The sequence below is a fragment of the Microcystis sp. LE19-131.1A genome, from assembly GCF_027532015.1.
GTDB classification, from domain to species: Bacteria; Cyanobacteriota; Cyanobacteriia; order Cyanobacteriales; family Microcystaceae; genus Microcystis; species Microcystis ichthyoblabe_A.
The window spans coordinates 1-16,037 of the sequence record NZ_JAPZSS010000249.1; the positions used below are offsets into that span (position 1 = coordinate 1).

Annotated in this window: 16 protein-coding genes; 10 read left to right on the forward strand and 6 right to left on the reverse strand. The window is 42.0% G+C overall.

Annotated elements, in window-relative coordinates:
* Positions 1 to 20 precede the first annotated feature (20 nt).
* From O9323_RS18050 to O9323_RS18060, 3 genes are all read right to left on the reverse strand, one after another.
* Positions 21 to 206 carry an anacyclamide/piricyclamide family prenylated cyclic peptide gene (locus O9323_RS18050; RefSeq protein ID WP_024969682.1) on the reverse strand — a complete coding sequence of 62 codons (186 nt, stop codon included), beginning with the start codon at positions 204 to 206 and terminating at the stop codon, positions 21 to 23.
* Positions 207 to 358: 152 nt separating this feature from the next.
* Entirely contained in the window at positions 359 to 652 is a 294-nt protein-coding gene (locus tag O9323_RS18055) for a hypothetical protein (RefSeq protein WP_288125521.1), read from the reverse strand.
* On the reverse strand, positions 606 to 851 hold the full coding sequence (locus O9323_RS18060) for a BrnT family toxin (protein ID WP_036387775.1): 246 nt from the start codon (positions 849 to 851) through the stop codon (positions 606 to 608). Before O9323_RS18060 ends, O9323_RS18055 begins: the two co-directional genes overlap by 47 nt.
* A 201-nt stretch (positions 852 to 1,052) precedes the next feature.
* Between O9323_RS18060 and lipB the strand changes: the two genes are divergently transcribed.
* The 3 genes from lipB to O9323_RS18075 all read left to right on the forward strand — a co-directional run bounded on the left by lipB (position 1,053) and on the right by O9323_RS18075 (position 3,283).
* Complete coding sequence (gene lipB / locus O9323_RS18065; RefSeq protein ID WP_288125522.1) at positions 1,053 to 1,721, forward strand: lipoyl(octanoyl) transferase LipB; 669 nt, start codon at positions 1,053 to 1,055, stop codon at positions 1,719 to 1,721.
* A gap of 1 nt (position 1,722) precedes the next feature.
* Positions 1,723 to 2,985 (forward strand): pentapeptide repeat-containing protein, encoded by a 1,263-nt coding sequence (locus tag O9323_RS18070; protein WP_288125523.1) that lies wholly within the window; start codon positions 1,723 to 1,725, stop codon positions 2,983 to 2,985.
* 67 nt (positions 2,986 to 3,052) lie between these two features.
* A complete protein-coding gene (locus O9323_RS18075; RefSeq protein ID WP_024969678.1) occupies positions 3,053 to 3,283 on the forward strand; it encodes a hypothetical protein in 231 nt (76 codons plus the stop codon).
* On the opposite strand, the gene O9323_RS18080 is transcribed toward O9323_RS18075, so the two are convergent.
* Entirely contained in the window at positions 3,272 to 4,468 is a 1,197-nt protein-coding gene (locus O9323_RS18080; RefSeq protein WP_149106687.1) for a homocysteine biosynthesis protein, read from the reverse strand. The two genes, O9323_RS18075 and O9323_RS18080, sit on opposite strands and share 12 nt — an antisense overlap.
* Before the next feature lie 357 nt (positions 4,469 to 4,825).
* On the opposite strand from O9323_RS18080, the gene O9323_RS18085 reads away from it, so the two are divergent.
* Both O9323_RS18085 and O9323_RS18090 read left to right on the forward strand, forming a co-directional pair.
* Entirely contained in the window at positions 4,826 to 5,752 is a 927-nt protein-coding gene (locus O9323_RS18085; protein ID WP_002736498.1) for a class I SAM-dependent methyltransferase, read from the forward strand.
* A 14-nt stretch (positions 5,753 to 5,766) separates the two neighbouring features.
* Entirely contained in the window at positions 5,767 to 6,420 is a 654-nt protein-coding gene (locus tag O9323_RS18090) for a HupE/UreJ family protein (protein WP_149106688.1), read from the forward strand.
* Between the two features lie 175 nt (positions 6,421 to 6,595).
* On the opposite strand, the gene O9323_RS18095 is transcribed toward O9323_RS18090, so the two are convergent.
* Positions 6,596 to 7,600: a helix-turn-helix domain-containing protein gene (locus O9323_RS18095; protein WP_193977071.1), complete on the reverse strand. Its 1,005-nt coding sequence runs from the start codon at positions 7,598 to 7,600 to the stop codon at positions 6,596 to 6,598.
* A 201-nt stretch (positions 7,601 to 7,801) separates the two neighbouring features.
* Between O9323_RS18095 and O9323_RS18100 the strand changes: the two genes are divergently transcribed.
* The 4 genes from O9323_RS18100 to O9323_RS18115 all read left to right on the forward strand — a co-directional run bounded on the left by O9323_RS18100 (position 7,802) and on the right by O9323_RS18115 (position 12,160).
* The gene (locus O9323_RS18100) at positions 7,802 to 8,188 is read left to right on the forward strand and encodes a hypothetical protein (protein WP_272072089.1); all 387 of its coding nucleotides are present in this window, start codon (positions 7,802 to 7,804) and stop codon (positions 8,186 to 8,188) included.
* A 183-nt stretch (positions 8,189 to 8,371) separates the two neighbouring features.
* Positions 8,372 to 8,611 (forward strand): hypothetical protein, encoded by a 240-nt coding sequence (locus O9323_RS18105; RefSeq protein WP_002753163.1) that lies wholly within the window; start codon positions 8,372 to 8,374, stop codon positions 8,609 to 8,611.
* The gene (locus O9323_RS18110; RefSeq protein ID WP_002753162.1) at positions 8,592 to 9,206 is read left to right on the forward strand and encodes a Uma2 family endonuclease; all 615 of its coding nucleotides are present in this window, start codon (positions 8,592 to 8,594) and stop codon (positions 9,204 to 9,206) included. The genes O9323_RS18105 and O9323_RS18110 overlap by 20 nt, the downstream gene beginning before the upstream one ends.
* Positions 9,207 to 9,409: 203 nt before the next feature.
* Positions 9,410 to 12,160 carry a glycerol-3-phosphate acyltransferase gene (locus O9323_RS18115; RefSeq protein ID WP_288125524.1) on the forward strand — a complete coding sequence of 917 codons (2,751 nt, stop codon included), beginning with the start codon at positions 9,410 to 9,412 and terminating at the stop codon, positions 12,158 to 12,160.
* A 493-nt stretch (positions 12,161 to 12,653) separates the two neighbouring features.
* Here the strand turns inward: O9323_RS18115 and O9323_RS18120 are convergent, their stop codons facing one another.
* Positions 12,654 to 13,349 (reverse strand): response regulator transcription factor, encoded by a 696-nt coding sequence (locus O9323_RS18120; RefSeq protein WP_002737332.1) that lies wholly within the window; start codon positions 13,347 to 13,349, stop codon positions 12,654 to 12,656.
* A 245-nt stretch (positions 13,350 to 13,594) separates the two neighbouring features.
* Here O9323_RS18120 and O9323_RS18125 point away from each other — a divergent pair, with 245 nt between their 5' ends.
* Positions 13,595 to 15,751 carry a putative PEP-binding protein gene (locus tag O9323_RS18125; protein ID WP_002776027.1) on the forward strand — a complete coding sequence of 719 codons (2,157 nt, stop codon included), beginning with the start codon at positions 13,595 to 13,597 and terminating at the stop codon, positions 15,749 to 15,751.
* The last annotated feature ends 286 nt before the right edge of the window (positions 15,752 to 16,037 follow it).

Sequence of the window (16,037 nt, forward strand, 5' to 3'; positions counted from 1 at the left end):
CGATGCTCGAATCGGGAGCATTACTCCGCGTCGTCTCCCGCAAATGGCAGTTCGTACCACTCTTCACAATTGCCATCCCCATCCTCTCCCACACAAAAAGTTCCCCAACCAAGTTGAGCGATCGCATTGCCATCACGAGAGACGGTAGCGGCATTTTCCCGTTGGACGGGAGCAGAGTTACGGGGTGTCAGTTTCTTGGTTTTCATGGTGGAATTTCCTCCAATAGATTTGTTTTTCATACTGTAGCAACACTACCAATCAAAATCAATAGTTTTTAGGCAAGTTTTTGTTAAAAAAAGTAAAAGTTGCACAGCACATTTTCTTGCTTGATAAAACGAAGAACCCAGCCTACCTACTCTTAGCGATTAGTAGTTGTATGTGAAGAACAAGCCTTATTTGCTTGGGCATAAATTTTCAATGCGACAGACATTTGTTGTTGTGCCGTTCCTCCTTGGGCTTGAAACCAGGCAAAAGTTTCTGGATCGACTTCAACTTCTACAGTAACAGGAGGATTAGGCATTCGCAGTTGTGCTTTAGCCCAAAAATCCTCTGATAGAGGAGGAATATCAGAAGTGTCAATATCCTCATCTTTCATTTCATCAATTCTATTCCAATCTGTTTTTGAGATATTGCTCATAATATTTTCGTTCATAAGATAATGCTTTTCTTAAAGATACAATACGAATTATTTCAGCGTCAGGTTCAGTATAGACAATAACGACAACTCGTCCATCTAATAAACCAATAGCAACAAAGCGATCTTCTCCATAATTCTCTCGCTCATCCAATTCAACAACTATCGGTAGGTTAAAGATACGATAAGCATCTGCAAAGTCAAATCCCTGGGACAATTCAGACTTGAATTAGCGTTGTTCTGGTGCTTTGTTGGTGCTGATGAGGATAAACTGGTGTATAGTTATCCCAAGAGATGATAGATGGGATAACTTTAGATTAGCACTTACTATTCTACCCCACATCTATTCTTCCCTTCTTTTAATTTTCCTTGGTGATCTTCCACATTTCTTAAATAATTTGACCAATCATATCTCTCGATGAATGCTCAAAAAATACCTCGTCTCTGTGAGCTAAAAATTCAGGCAATTACCCCCTATTCTCTGGCCTGGGCGCACCAGCGATCGCTGGTGGAGGCGAGAATTGCTAATCCTAACTTACCCGATGTGCTGCTCCTACTGGAACATCCCCCCGTTTACACCCTCGGTACCGGTTCAGATATTAAGTTTGTTAAATTTAATCTTGACAAAACCGACAAAGAAGTGTACAGAATCGAGCGAGGAGGTGAAGTCACCTATCACTGTCCGGGGCAGTTAGTGGGCTATCCGATCCTCAATTTGCGCTATTATCAGCAGGATTTACACTGGTATTTGCGACAATTAGAAGAAGTCATCCTGCAAACTATCGCTATTTATGGATTGTCGGGGGAAAGAATCGGGGGCTTGACGGGGGTATGGGTAGAAGGGTATAAAATAGCGGCGATCGGTATTAAAGTTAGTCGTTGGATTACCTATCATGGTTTTGCCATTAATGTTTGTCCGGATTTAAGCGGTTTTGCCGAAATTATTCCCTGTGGGATTGCTAATAAACCCGTGGGCAGTTTACAGCAGTTTCTGCCTAATATTAGTCTTAGGCAAGTACAGCAAGATTTATCGAGAGTTTTCACCTCAGTTTTCGGTGTGGAATTATTTTCTCTTGACAAGGATTAATATGAGCGATCGCAAAGACCCAGAAAAACTCACCGTGGAAAATAGGGCTGATAACCCCGAAAATAACGGTAAAACCAGTTTATCGGCCCCCGATGCCTCCGAATACGTCTCCTCTTTATCTTCGCGTAATCCTCTGCGTCAGCGCATCCTACTATTAAAAGATCTTCGGCCGGGTAACGCGGGGTTACTGTTGGCCCCCCTGATGGTGATGACTATCGGCCTCGTCTTTAGCTGGGACTGGTTAGGCTTTTCTGGGGCGATAGTAGCGATATTAATATCTTTACAGGTGATTTTGCCCTCTATTCGCCAGTGGATCGCCCATTATCTCACCCCCTCTGAACGTCAGACGGTTTTTGCCTTTATCGTTTTTATAGCTGCTCTGGCCGGATTAGGGAAATATTTAGGGGTTTACGATCGCATATTGCGATGGTTGGAGAGTTTTAAATACGATGAGTTCGGTTCCTGGGCCGAGTGGGTGGGGGCCTTGGGACAAATTATGATCGCCGTGTTAGCTGTCTATGTGGCCTGGGAACAGTACGTTATTTCTAAGGATTTAACCATACAGCAAAATCGCATTACCCAACAACAGACGATCGATTCCTATTTTCAGGGGATTTCCGATCTAGCCTTAGATGAGGAGGGATTTTTAGAAGATTGGCCCCAGGAAAGAGCGATCGCAGAAGGTCGCACCGCTTCTATCCTCAGCAGTGTCGATGCCTCTGGGAAAGCGAAAATACTGCGTTTTTTGAGTCAATCGCGGCTATTATCACCGATTAAACGCGATCGTTATCTAGGCCGACCGATTCTAGACGGGGAAGGGGGTTATGCGGAGGATCGAGAGTTCGGTACAAGAGTAGTACAATTGGGGGTAATGTTAGCGGGGGCCGACATTTCTGGGCAGGATCTGCGCTGGACGGATTTAAGCGAAGCGAATATGGTGCGGGCCGATTTAAGTTATAGCGATTTGGTGAAAGCAAATGTATCGCGGACAATTCTCTACGAAGCTAATTTAAGAGGGGCAGATATCAAAGGGATGCGTTTATTTTATGGTTCCCTAGAAAATGCTACCCCCCGCAGTCGTACCGTTCCCCCCAATTATGACAGCGGAGAACACACGGGAGCAGTGGTAGAAAATGTCAATTTTACCGGGGTGAAAAACATGAGCGAGGAACAACGTCACTATTGTTGTCGTTGGTGTGGGGAAAAGTCCCGCTCAACCATTCCGGGGGGATGTGCTGATATTGCCAATCTTTTAGGTCGTTAACGGAGGCGATCGGCAGGGGGCAGTGTTATAATCAGTGGTATTCATTGCTAATAATTCCCGCAAACTTATGAATCAAAAAGTCGTTATTCTTGCCACTGCTTCCGCTAGTTTATTAGCCCTAGCAGTTACCACTAACTCTGGACAAGCTGCCCCAGAGTCCTTTCATCCTAGTTTCAATACCAAGAACTTAGGTGACATGATTATCGCCAAGACAACCGGGGAAGAAAATCCGATTTTACGTCATCTTAATTGTAGTTGTGCCGCCTGCACGCAATCCCTTAACTCCTCACTCAATTGATAATTTTCCACCCCAACGATCCTGGGGAATAAAAGTCCGCTCTAGATTAATTTTTGCCACGGGTTCTGTGAGGGTAAATTCTCCCGATTCGATCAGTGCTTTTAATTCTAAAGCGGCTTCCCGGGACAGGGAAATACTGGCCAAAGGAGCCACCCTCACACTTTTTCCCTCGATCATAATCCGACCGCTTTTTAGTTTAGCGTAGGTGATTAAACCAAAGGTAGGACGGACTCGCCGGGGAATCGAAAAATCCACCACTGGAGCGACAATTTCCTCATCTTTTACGGCACAATGTCGAACGATTTCCTCGCTTAAAATCGGAATCGGTACTGCTACCCCTAACATTAAAGAAGCCCCATAATTTTTGAAATAACAACCCCGCACCCAGCGAGCATTCATTTGTTTAGCATCCCCAATTAAGGCTAAGGTGGAAGCGGGACCAATAGGAGTTCGATTTTGTAGGCGTTTTTGCAGGGGAAAATGTTGGGTTCCTTCCCAGGCAATATAACCGATTCCTCCTCCCAAAAAAATGCGCGTACCGATGCCTATAGCCTCTAAATCTGGGTCATTTAACAGGGGAGAAATTGCCCCGGGGTTAGAATACACTGCATTACCTAATCGTGGCTGTAGTGGTCCCAAATAAGTATATAAAGTCCGCTCTCCCCCATTGACTCCGACGATAAAATTCTGGTAGAGATTGCGAGGATTAAAAAGATAAAATTGATTGATAGTATCCTTAGAAATAATCGTTTCAAAAGAAGTGCGAGGATAACAATCAGTGGCCTGGCCGACAGCGCGCAATTGAATCGATTTTCCAGCGATTAAATCCTCAATAATATGTCCGCCGCCCCTTTCGGGATTTTCTCCCTCTAAATTCTCATTTTTGGCCGCTAGATCACTAATAGCACTGGCTCCTAAATATAAATCCACCGCCCCAAAACCAGCATAAGCAGGAATCCCATCTAACCAACATTGACGAACTTTTATCGGCGGATCCGTCTGACCTAAATTAATAATTGCCCCCGAAGATTCCATCGGTTCAAAGGTTCCCGTACAAACCACATCTACTTGGGAAAAAACCTCCTTAATTCCCATCTCGCTCACGCGGCTTTTTAATTCCTCTACTGTCCAGACTACAGCAGTTTTTTTAGCAATTTTGTCGTTGATTTCAGCGATTGTTCTCATAATAAGTAGCTGGTTATAATTAAATTGAAGATGGATTCCCCCTTAATAAGGGGGTGCCGATCCCCCCTTAATCCCCCCTTAATAAGGGGGGTGCCGATCCCCCCTTAATCCCCCCTTAATAAGGGGGGCATCTGAAAGTTTTCAACACCTACCTACTTAAAAATTGGCAAGATGGGGGTTAGGGAGCTTTTTGCTGTTATCAGTCAACAGTTATTAGATGTGAGTTTTCAGTGAGTGGTATTAACTGAGCAGTATTAAATGGCCATAACAGTGCTGTCTTTTCACCGATTACTGATTACTGATGACTGATCACTGTTATAAGATAAAAAAGGGAAAATTTACGATCGAAGCTTTTCTATGACAGTTACACCCGTTCCGGCCTCCTTTAATCCTGTTTCTGGTCTAGTTAACCGTATTCTCGGCATAAAACCGCTTTTTGACATCGCTCGCTATCAGGCCCGCAATATGATGATTAAAAGAGCCGAAAAACTAGGCGTACCTTGGCGAGAAACCGTCAAACAATGGCAGCAACGGGATTGGAGTCAGGAACTGCAAGCGGTAGAAAATCCCGATCTCGTCTATCCCGAATACTATGTTTGTTCTTTCCACGCTTACGAAAAGGGCAATTTAGACTGGTTGCCAGCTTTTGAGGTAGAATCTGCCGCCTATGCTGTCCATTCTACCATCTGGCCCGGGGCGGGGATGGACGGCGACCCGCGATTGCGACGGGAATATCACCGGATATTAAAGGAGCAAATCAAGGCAAAAATTAACGATATTGTCGATTTAGGCTGTAGTGTCGGCATGAGTAGCTTTGCGCTGCAAGATACTTATCCGCAAGCGCGGGTAACTGGGTTGGATCTCTCTCCCTACTATTTAGCAGTTGCTCAATACCAGGCTCAACAAAAACAAAAGACGATTCAATGGCAACACGCGGCTGCGGAAAAAACTCAATTACCCAGTCAGTCCTACGATCTGGTATCTTCGTTTTTAATGTTTCACGAACTACCCCAACAGGCTACTAGAGAAATTTTCGCCGAAGCGCGTCGTTTATTGCGATCGGGGGGTTATTTGACGCTGATGGATATGAATCCGCGCTCGGAAATTTATCGAAAAATGCCCCCTTATGTCCTCACCTTACTCAAGAGTACCGAACCCTATCTCGATCAATATTTTACTCTCGATATCGAACAGGCATTAGTTGAAGCGGGGTTTCAAGCACCGATCATTACCCCCACCAGTCCCCGACATCGGGCGATTGTTGCGCGGGTTTCCGAATCATAATTTTGAGGTAATCAATGAAGATAATTTTTCGTCAAAGCTGGACAAAGATATTAACTATTGTCCCTCTCTTTCTGTTAATTTTTGCCAGCAAAACCCTCGCCCATCATGCCATGGCAGGGCAAACTCCCGATAATTTTTTAAACGGATTTTTATCGGGTTTAGCTCACCCGGTTATCGGTTTAGATCATTTAGCTTTTGTGGTGGCTAGTGGTTTAATTGCTGTGGGGATGGAACAGGGTTTATTGATTCCGATCGCTTTTGCGATTGCTACTTTAATCGGGACGGGGATTCATTTACAGGGAATAAATTTACTTTTTCCTGAAGGGATTGTTGCCCTTTCTGTGGTGATTTTTGGACTAATTTTAACCCTGAAAAAAGGGTTACAAAATCATTCTAATCTCTATACGATCGCTCTGGCAACTCTGGCAATGATTGCGGGAATTTTCCACGGTTATGCCTACGGAGAATCAATTATCGGGGCGCGAGTTGCCGCTTTAGTTGCCTATTTAATCGGTTTTACCGTCATCCAATTAGCGATCGCATCTGGGGCTTTTTTCCTTGGCAGTGTCATCAAGGAAAAATTAGCCAAGCAAGCGACTCTAATTAGTAAGTTAATCGGATTGGCAATTATGGCGATCGGTACAACTTTTTTAGTGGGAATTAAGTAAATTAATCTCGATGGGGCTAATTATTAATGGCTCTCTTGAGGTTATGAGATCGAAGAAAGGGCGTACAATATACGCCCCTACCAAACAAGTACGGGAGAGGCACTGAATTGGAAGAGGAGTTAGGAATTGAGTTCTCAAAGCAAAAATAATCCTAATTCCTACCCCTACTATTTTTTTAGGTTTCAGAGGGGAAGTAACCAAACAGTTTTTTATAATCAGAGGCCAGATATCCTCGATGAAAAAAACCTAATTCTTCGGCAATTTCATAAGTTAATTTTGTCTGATTATTTTGGTTAAGAGATTGATGTAAAGCATTAAGACGAAGCAACTTAAAATAATTGTAAGGAGACATTTGATAGAAGTCTTTAAATATATATTCTAAGGTGCGTTGACTTACTTTTAATTCTTGACAAATCGCTGGAATAGTCAGATCAGAACGCAGATTTTTTCTCATCATTTCTTCTGCTTTTTTGAGGATAGAGGTGCGTCTGATAGCGTTTTTGGGGGTTTTAATATCTTTGGTTACTGCTAAAGTCAAAAGAAAATCTTTGACAATTTCTTCTTTTAATTTTTGCCTGACAAAATTTAATCTTAATGCTTTTCTTTGCCAAGATATTTGTTGACGATCTAAATTAAATAGCATTCGATAAAGTTGATGACAAGATTGTTGGAGATGACGAATTTTTTCCGATGGGCAAATCACAACAGAAGAAGCGGAAGAATTTAAAAACTTTTTCGCTTCTGGTAGCTCTAAATTTTGGCACAATTGTTGCAGATAATTATCATGAACGTAAAGCTGAAAACGATTGGAAAAGGGATGTTGAAAAATGGAAATTTCTGATTTAGGGGGGACAATCCCAAGATAGTTATTTTCTAATGAGTACAAATTTTGGAAGAAGACGGAATTCACCTGAATAGGAATCGCAAAAACCCACATTTTAGAATGGACTACTCCCACAACATTTATTAAACAATTACGTTGCGATAATTCTAACATCACTTCATCGATGATGATCCTTGAAAGATACCCTTCAAAATGATCACCACTGAGTTGTAAAGCATCTCCGTTGACAAATTCTCGATTCTGAAAATAGCGAGAAAAGTCACAAAAATATTCACTTTTAAAGGTTAATTCCTGAGAATCAATTAAAATATCGGTTTTACTGTCAAAAATAAACATCTATGTATAACTCCTTGGTTATTGAGTAAAGTTAAAATTTTTTTGCCCATCAATTTAAAGACCTGCGTTTTTTGGATCATCTTAGCATAGAGGACTGAGTAGTATGAGTTACAGCAGAGTTGATTTGTTAATTTTGTCCATCAGTGTAGTTCCGTTTAAATCTCTCACTTTTTCCCGTTATTAATTACCAAGTAAATGTCGATGGTTAAACAATATATGCCATTTAAAGATTGCTCTAGGGTATTGGGTGCAGAAATTCTTCAATTACGTCCCCCGGCATTTTCTGATGACCCAAAATATAACACATTTAGCTATACCTATTATCCAGGGGGATTGGAAATTTCCGATAGCTATATCTATTATCCAGGAGAATCAGAAATTTCCGAAGCCCTTGCCAGGGAAATCCCTACGTTCGCCGTTCCCCCGACAAATTATCCAGAGGGATTGGAAATTTCCGATAGCTATATTTATTATCCAGGAGGATCGGAAATTTCCGAAGCTGTTGTTCCTAATATTAGCACTTGTCTCTATGCGCTCAAAGCAATCATAGCATTTTTCATCAGAATGAGCCATGGGCAAGAGGCTTAAACCCTTTGTTGGCAAAACTTGTCGATACCTCAGTAACGTGAAAAGCGCTATAACTACACATCTAAGCCACCGACATCGTCTTCATCATCAGGAGGGGCTGTAACATTCAGCGTTAATCAAGGAGACCCGATCATAAACTTACTAGGCGGCTCCGGTGGTAAAGAATTTTATGAGGGTGTAATATTGCCAAATGGAGATCTAAAAACTAACTGGCAACTGACTCCTTTTATGAACCTCGCCGTCGTCACCAATTATATTTTTGGTTTCGTCCTCATCGTTTTTGGCAGCGATAGTGCGATCGCAGATTGTGTAGAGAGTTTGTCGGGTGGGCAATGCCTATTTTACATTCAAGGTAAAATAGAGCCAAGGAAGTTAGTAGAGAGAGAAAGCTATTTTGCCAGCTATGAGCCAAACCCTACCTAAAACTGTTAATTTCGAGGAATTCGTCCCTTGGCTGCCTGAAAATTCTGGAGTACGTTATGAGCTACACAAGGGAAATATTATTGAAATGGCACAACCCGCAGGAGAACACGAGGAAATCAAAGGATTTTTAACTGTTAAACTCAGTGGAATAATTGATAGACTGGGTCTTCCTTATTTAATTCCTAACCAAGCGATTGTCAGACCTGCTGGTAAAAACTCTGGTTATTTTCCTGATGTATTAGTGCTAAATCGAACCAAGCTCGCTCAGGAAAAATTATGGAAAAAAGAATCAATCCTTAGTGAGGGTGCATCTATCCCTCTGATAATTGAAGTGGTATCGACTAACTGGCGTGATGATTACTACTTAAAATTTGCTGATTATGAAGAAATGGGTATTCCTGAATATTGGATTGTCGATTATGCAGCCTTGGGTGGGCGTAATTTTCTTGGCACTTCTAAACAACCGACCATCTCTGTTTGTCGCTTAGTTGAGGAAGAATATCAAATTCGGCAATTTCGAGATAGTGATCGCCTAATTTCTCAGACTTTCACGGAATTAAATCTCACTGTCAATCAGATTTTCTTAAGTCTGTAGGGTGTGCATCGTCCACCTTACTCTTTTCGCTTTTTTCTTCAGTTTGAGGGGTTGATTTTGCCGCTTAAAATCCGCAATTATTGCCTTTATTTGCTCCATCTGCTTGAGTTTTAAGCCATTAAGCTCAATTTATTTTATCGCTTTCGTGTTCATGTTCTCAAGGTCGTTACTAAGACAAGATCGTAAACTAAGACGCATTTTAAATGAGAGAAATTTCGGGATCCCTATTTATTTTTCTAGTCTGTCCTATTATCGGGGGATTGCCTCTGATTGATTGGATAAATTATCTCGTAACTGGACGTAAATTATCCCAATTAGGTACTGGTAATATCGGTGTAACTGCCGCTTTTTACCATGGGGGTAAATTAGTGGGAATTTTGGCGGTAATTTCGGAAGCAGCCAAGGGAATTATCGTTATTCTCCTAACCCGTTTATTTTTTCCCACCGGCTCCACGTGGGAATTATTAGCTTTAATTGCCTTAGTCATGGGGCGCTATTGGTTAGGAAAAGGTGCGGGAACTACTAATGTTTTCTGGGGATTAATCGTTCACGATTTTGTCGCTGTTTTTCTCACCTCAATCATTAGTGGGATTAGCTTTACTATTTTTCGAGAAAAATCTACGGGTAGATTGGTAGGATTATTTTTATTAGCTTTAATTCTCACCTTGCGCCGTCCCCACGATTCAGGTTATATTATAACTGCCATTGCTTTAGCCTGTTTATTAGGGGCAATTTTTCAAAAAATCGCCGACGATTTAGACTTACCTGAAGCAAATGTTAACAATGAATCAAAAACTATGTTTCGTTTTTTTCGTGGAGATCGATCGATCCAAACTCTTGATGACAATCTAGCAGCTTCAAAAGTGGGACAAAAGGCCGCCACTTTAGCCGAGCTTAAGCGTGCCGGTTATCCCATTCCTAGGGGTTGGATTTTACCACCAGGAGATGATCCACAACCGTTAATAGAATCTCTTCATCCTGATATTAATCATCCCTTAGTCGTGCGCTCTTCCGCTATTGGAGAAGATGGTGAAACCGCTTCATCTGCGGGACAATATACCACAATTCTTAACGTTGTTGATCAAGAAAATTTAGCGGCGGCGATTTTAAGTTGCCAAACCTCCTATAATAGTCCTAATGCTGTTAATTATCGACTCGATCGAGGTCAAGAAAACACGGCCATGGCTGTGTTAATTCAAGAACAAATTCGAGGAGTTTTTTCGGGGGTTGCCTTCAGTCGTGATCCGATTAATCCTCTCAGTTTAGATGTGGTTATTGAAGCTTTACCCGGAGATGCCACCAGAGTTGTATCGGGGAGAGTCACCCCCGAAAGTTATCGAGTTAATTTAGAAGAAAATATTATCATCGGAGCGGGAGATATTCCCCCGGCTATTATTCAACAGGTAGCTAATCTTTGTCGGCAATTAGAAACCCTTGATCATGGCATTCCCCAAGATATAGAATGGACTCATGACGGACACAAATTATGGTTATTACAGTGCCGTCCTATCACTAATTTACAGCCAATTTGGACAAGAAAAATCGCAGCTGAAGTTATTCCCGGAGTGATTCGTCCTTTGCCTTGGTCGATTAATCGTCCTTTAACCTGTGGAGTTTGGGGAGATATTTTCCAGTTAGTTTTAGACAAAAAAGCCCTCGATTTGGACTTCAATGAAACAGCGACTTTACACTATCAAAGAGCCTATTTTAATGCTTCTTTATTAGGCACAATTTTCCGTCGCATGGGATTACCTCCAGAAAGCTTAGAATTCCTGACCAAAGGGTCAAAGTTTACCAAACCACCGTTAACGGCAACCTTGGCTAATTCCCCTGGTTTATTAAAACTTTTAGGACGGGAATTACAGTTAGAAAAAGACTTTAGCCAAGATCAAAAAACCTATTTTATCCCAACGCTCGAAAAAATTAACGCTACTTCCCTAGAAGCTTTATCTTCAGGGGAGATTTTAGAGCAAATTGAGGAGATTTTAACCGTCTTAAAAAAAGCCACCTATTATAGTATTCTTGCCCCCCTTAGCTTCGCTTTGCGTCGCAGTATCTCGCGAGTACCTTTTGAGAAATTGGATAACTCTCAAGCACCGGAAATAGCCTCAATGCGATCGCTATCTGAACTGAGAAAAAATACGCTCGATCGAGATTTTGACTCAGCTTTTTCCCTCTGGTTAGAAACCTACGGTTATTTAAGCGAAGTGGGAACCGATATTTCGATACCGAGATGGCGAGAAAATCCCCCATATCTGCTACAACTACCCTTAGATAGTCCGGGCAATAATAGCCAGAAAAAAGTCAAATCTTCCCACAATGTCCAAAAAAGATTAAATATCAAAAACCAAGTGACTGAAATTTACTCCCGTCTTTTAGCTCACCTACGCTGGCATTTTCTCGCTTTGGAAACCCTCTGGTTACAGCAACAAATATTATCAGAGACGGGAGATATATTTTATCTAAACTACTCAGAAGTTATCCAGTTAGGTCAGAATAATAATATCGCCAATCTTAACCAGATTATTCGTCAGCGTCGCCAACAATTCCAAGAAAACTCTCAATTAAACGATATTCCCTATATCGTCTATGGACAACCCCCGAAAAAAGAATTTTTAGTCTCAAATTTAACTGCCAAAAAACGCTTACAGGGAATTGCCGCTAGTGGGGGGACAGTGGAGGGACGAGTCAAAATTATGCCAACCCTACAAAATCTAGAAATTGCCCCTGATACTATTCTCGTTATTCCCTATACTGACTCAGGATGGTCCCCTTTATTATCCCAAGCTGTGGGCATTATTGCCGAGGTGGGGGGACAATTATCCCATGGTGCTATTATTGCCAGAGAATACGGAATTCCGGCGGTTATGGATGTGCATAATGCCATGAAATTGTTAAAAGATGGTCAATTAATTCGTCTCGATGGCAGTCAAGGAATTATTGAAATTCTCTAGGCATTAGGGGACAGGGTGTGGGGTGTGGGGTGTGGGGTGTGGGGTGTAGGGTGTAGGGTGTGGGGAGTTTTCTCAGTTAACTGATAACTGATAACTGATAACTGACTCCTAAACCAATGTTGGTCAAAGATAAGCAAAAATTATCTATTGACTCCAAAAACTTGAGAATATTTAAATTAATATTTTGCAATATTTACAAATTCTTAAGAATTAATTGAGAAAGATTTTTATTTAACAACGATGTTCCAATGGTTACAGCGATTTGATAGAATTTCATAATCGGGTATTCTATACTTTTTTGGGCAGCAAAGCTTGAAACCCTTGCCACACCTAGAAGATAATCCCAATTAAGACAGGTAAATGAGTCAATTTCACCCACAACGATGATCTTTTTTTTGTGTAGTTTTATTGCAAAAAAAAAGTTTTTTTGACAAAAAGCACAAAGTATGATAGACCACCAATGGATTTCTAGCCGCAAACAGTAGCTGCTATATTAACTGGTTAAACCGTGTTTTAGGGCAAAACGTACCAATTCCGTGCGACTATTAGTACCAGTCTTGCTAAATAAGCGACTGACGTATTTTTCTACGTTCCTAACGCTGGTTTCTAGACGACTGGCAATTTCTTTATTCATCAATCCCTCCGCTACTAAATCTAAAACACTTTGTTCCCGGGGGGTCAGATCAACTTTAATCGGGGGGGGAGTGGTAGTAAAAGTGTTCTGTTGTCCCACCTGCTGTTTTAATTCCCGGATATCTCGGGCAATTTCTTCTAATCTAGCGTTTTCGCTGGTGGCTTGCAGGGATTGACGACGGCGCTCGATTAAAGACTTGATTAATGCTTCTAATTCTTCGGGATCGAAAGGCTTGGATAAATAAGCATCACAACCAGCATTATAACCCTGAATGCGATCGCTTGTCATCCCCCTTGCAGTGAGAAAAACCACGGGAATTGTCTGAAAACGAGCATCTTCGCGCAATTTCTTCAGAAACTGATAGCCATCCACCTGCGGCATCATAATATCGGAGATAACTAATTCCGGAATTTCTTGATTGAGTAAATCCCAGGCTTCGTTAGCATTACTAGCAGTTCTTACCTCGAATTCATCCCCGTACTGTAGATATGCTTGCACAGATTCACGAACCCCCGGTTCGTCATCCACTAACAAAACTTTCGCAGGTGTGTCCATCAATTTCTCGCAGCGATCGAATATTGTCCGAATCCTATCTTATCAGCTAAGGAGATAGGAGTCAGTAGTCAGGAGATAGGAGTTAGGAGATTGCTTTTATTTATTCTCCCCTCTCCACACCCCACACCCCACTTCCCAGATCATCCTCAAGATAGTGACGCTGGGTTAACATAGCAGATAGAACTAAAAAGCTACAAAAATCACACAATAATTTTACAATCCTTTCACCATTTTTAACAAATCCCGTGACCATTCTCTGCTGGCTCGATCGCATTAGTGCTTCTGATCGCCCCCTGGTGGGGGAAAAAGCTTTTATTGCCAGTGAATTACACCAGCGAGGATACCCAATTATCAGGGGATTTGCCATTTTAAACCGCATTTTTGCGGAATTTTTGGAAACTATCAACAATACTGACTCATTCCTGACTGATTTTCCCCAGTCTTCCCTCTATTTAGACGTAGATAACCCAAAAGCTCTGCAATTAGTCGCCAAAGAAAGTCGCCGCGCCATTTTACAAGCGCAAATTCCTCCTCTCTGGTTAGAAGAACTAACGGCGGCCGTGGCACAATTATCCATGGATAGCCTAGTATGGCGCTTTTCCTTACCTGCTCATCTGGCTCGGCGAACTCTCGGTTTATTTTCCGCCCCCATCAGTGGAATTAAAGCAGATAATCTAGAAAATGCCCTAAAACAAGCCTGGGCGGAGTTATTCACCGCCAGAAGTCTATTTTATTGGCGAAAAGTGGGAATTGGTTTAGAAAAAATTCAATTATCTTTACTGGTACAACCATTATTACCAGCCAATTGTGCGGGAAATGTGCTCATTAATGAGGATAACTGGCAAATTCAGGCGGTTTGGGGATTAGGACACAGTTTAGCTAATGGAGAAGTGGCACCGGATACCTATATTATCGATCGCTCCGGTCAATTACGCAGTCGGCAATTAGGCAATAAATCCAGGGCTTATTATCTCAACAGTGACAGTAATCTGCTTGCACCACAATTATTAGCACCCAGTTTACAGGAAAGCTACTGTTTAGATAATTTCGCCATCGATCGCCTTTGTCAACTGGTTCAATCTCTACTAGCGGAAAAACCCAGCTTAACCAGCATAGAATGGCTGATGATGCTAGATGGTCAAATTTATATTCTCAACTGTCACAGTCAGGAAATCACCCCTACTACCTCCAATTATCCCTTAAGAGGATTAGGGGCATCCCCAGGGTTGGCATCGGGAGTGGCAAAAGTGATCAGCAATTTCGACTCCCCAGAGGCAAATTTTCAGGATTGCATTCTGGTTACTACTAATTTACCTCCGAAAAAACTGCCCCATTTACGCCAAATTCGAGCAATGATCACGGAACAGGGGGGATTAACTAGCCATGGAGCCATCTTAGCCCGGGAATTAGCCATTCCTGCCATTGTCGGGGTAAAAAATGCCACAGAAATTATCCGCTCAGGCGAGATAATTTTAGTAGATGGTACGAGGGGAATTATTTCTCTAGCATCTCAGGAACAGATTTCCTTACCCCCAGCACCCCCCAGAGAAACCGACGGGACGGCAATTGCTACCCGTTTGATGGTTAATCTCAGTCAAACTGAAAGTATTGCCAGAATCCAAGAACTGCCTATTGATGGGATCGGTTTATTGCGCTCAGAATGGATGATTTTAGAGTTACTTTCTCAGCGCAATCTAGAAGAATGGTTAACACCAGAGCATCAAGAAGCATTGATCGAGAGATTAAGTGATTTAATCGCACAATTTGCCCTTAGTATCCAGCCTAAGCCTTTATTTTACCGTTCTTTTGATGCTCAACATTCGGCTAAAGACAGTCGGGGAACCCATGGTTATATATTAGATCCGACTCTATTTGATCTAGAATTGCAAGCTTTACGACGGGTACAAACCACCAGCGCCACCAATATTAATTTACTGCTTCCCTTTGTCCGTGGGGTTGAAGAATTTATTTTCTGCCGGCAACGGGTACAATCGGCTTTACTCACTCAAGTCCCTTCTTTCCAATTGGGGATAATGGTGGAAGTACCGGGGGTAATCTTTCAATTGAGGGATTATGTGCAAGCAGGGGTACAGTTAATCGCTATTGGTACTAATGATTTAACTCAATTACTTTTAGGTAGCGATCGAGAACATTTCTCAGAATATTTTAACGCCCGTCATCCCGCAGTCAGGGCAGTTTTAAAACAAATTATCACTCAAGCAAAAGTTTTACAGATTCCCTGTTCCGTTTGCGGCATGGCCATCGTCCAGTATCCTGAAATTATCGATGATCTGATTGCTTGGGGTGTGACTTCTCTTTCGGTGGATACAGAAGCAGTTTTAGCCACTAGAGAGGCAATTGTTCGCGCAGAAAGAAGGTTTTTATTGGAAAATGGCAGATAACCTCGGCAAAAGGAGCGTTAGGGGTTGGCTGTTGGGGAAGATGTTAAGTAGGGTTTGCGACAAAAAATTTCTCGTATGGGTAAAACCCTACACCCCACACCCCACACCCCACACCCTGTCCCCACGAAAAACTTTTTCAGCATATCCTAATTAGGGCTTGCTGAAAAAGTAAGGGGGCAGCAGGAGAAAGATAATTGATTATTCAAGCCGATTGAGAAGATAAGTTTTTGTTGAGATAATTCAGAGAAAATATAACTTTTATTAATAGCAAAGGGGAGAAAACAGG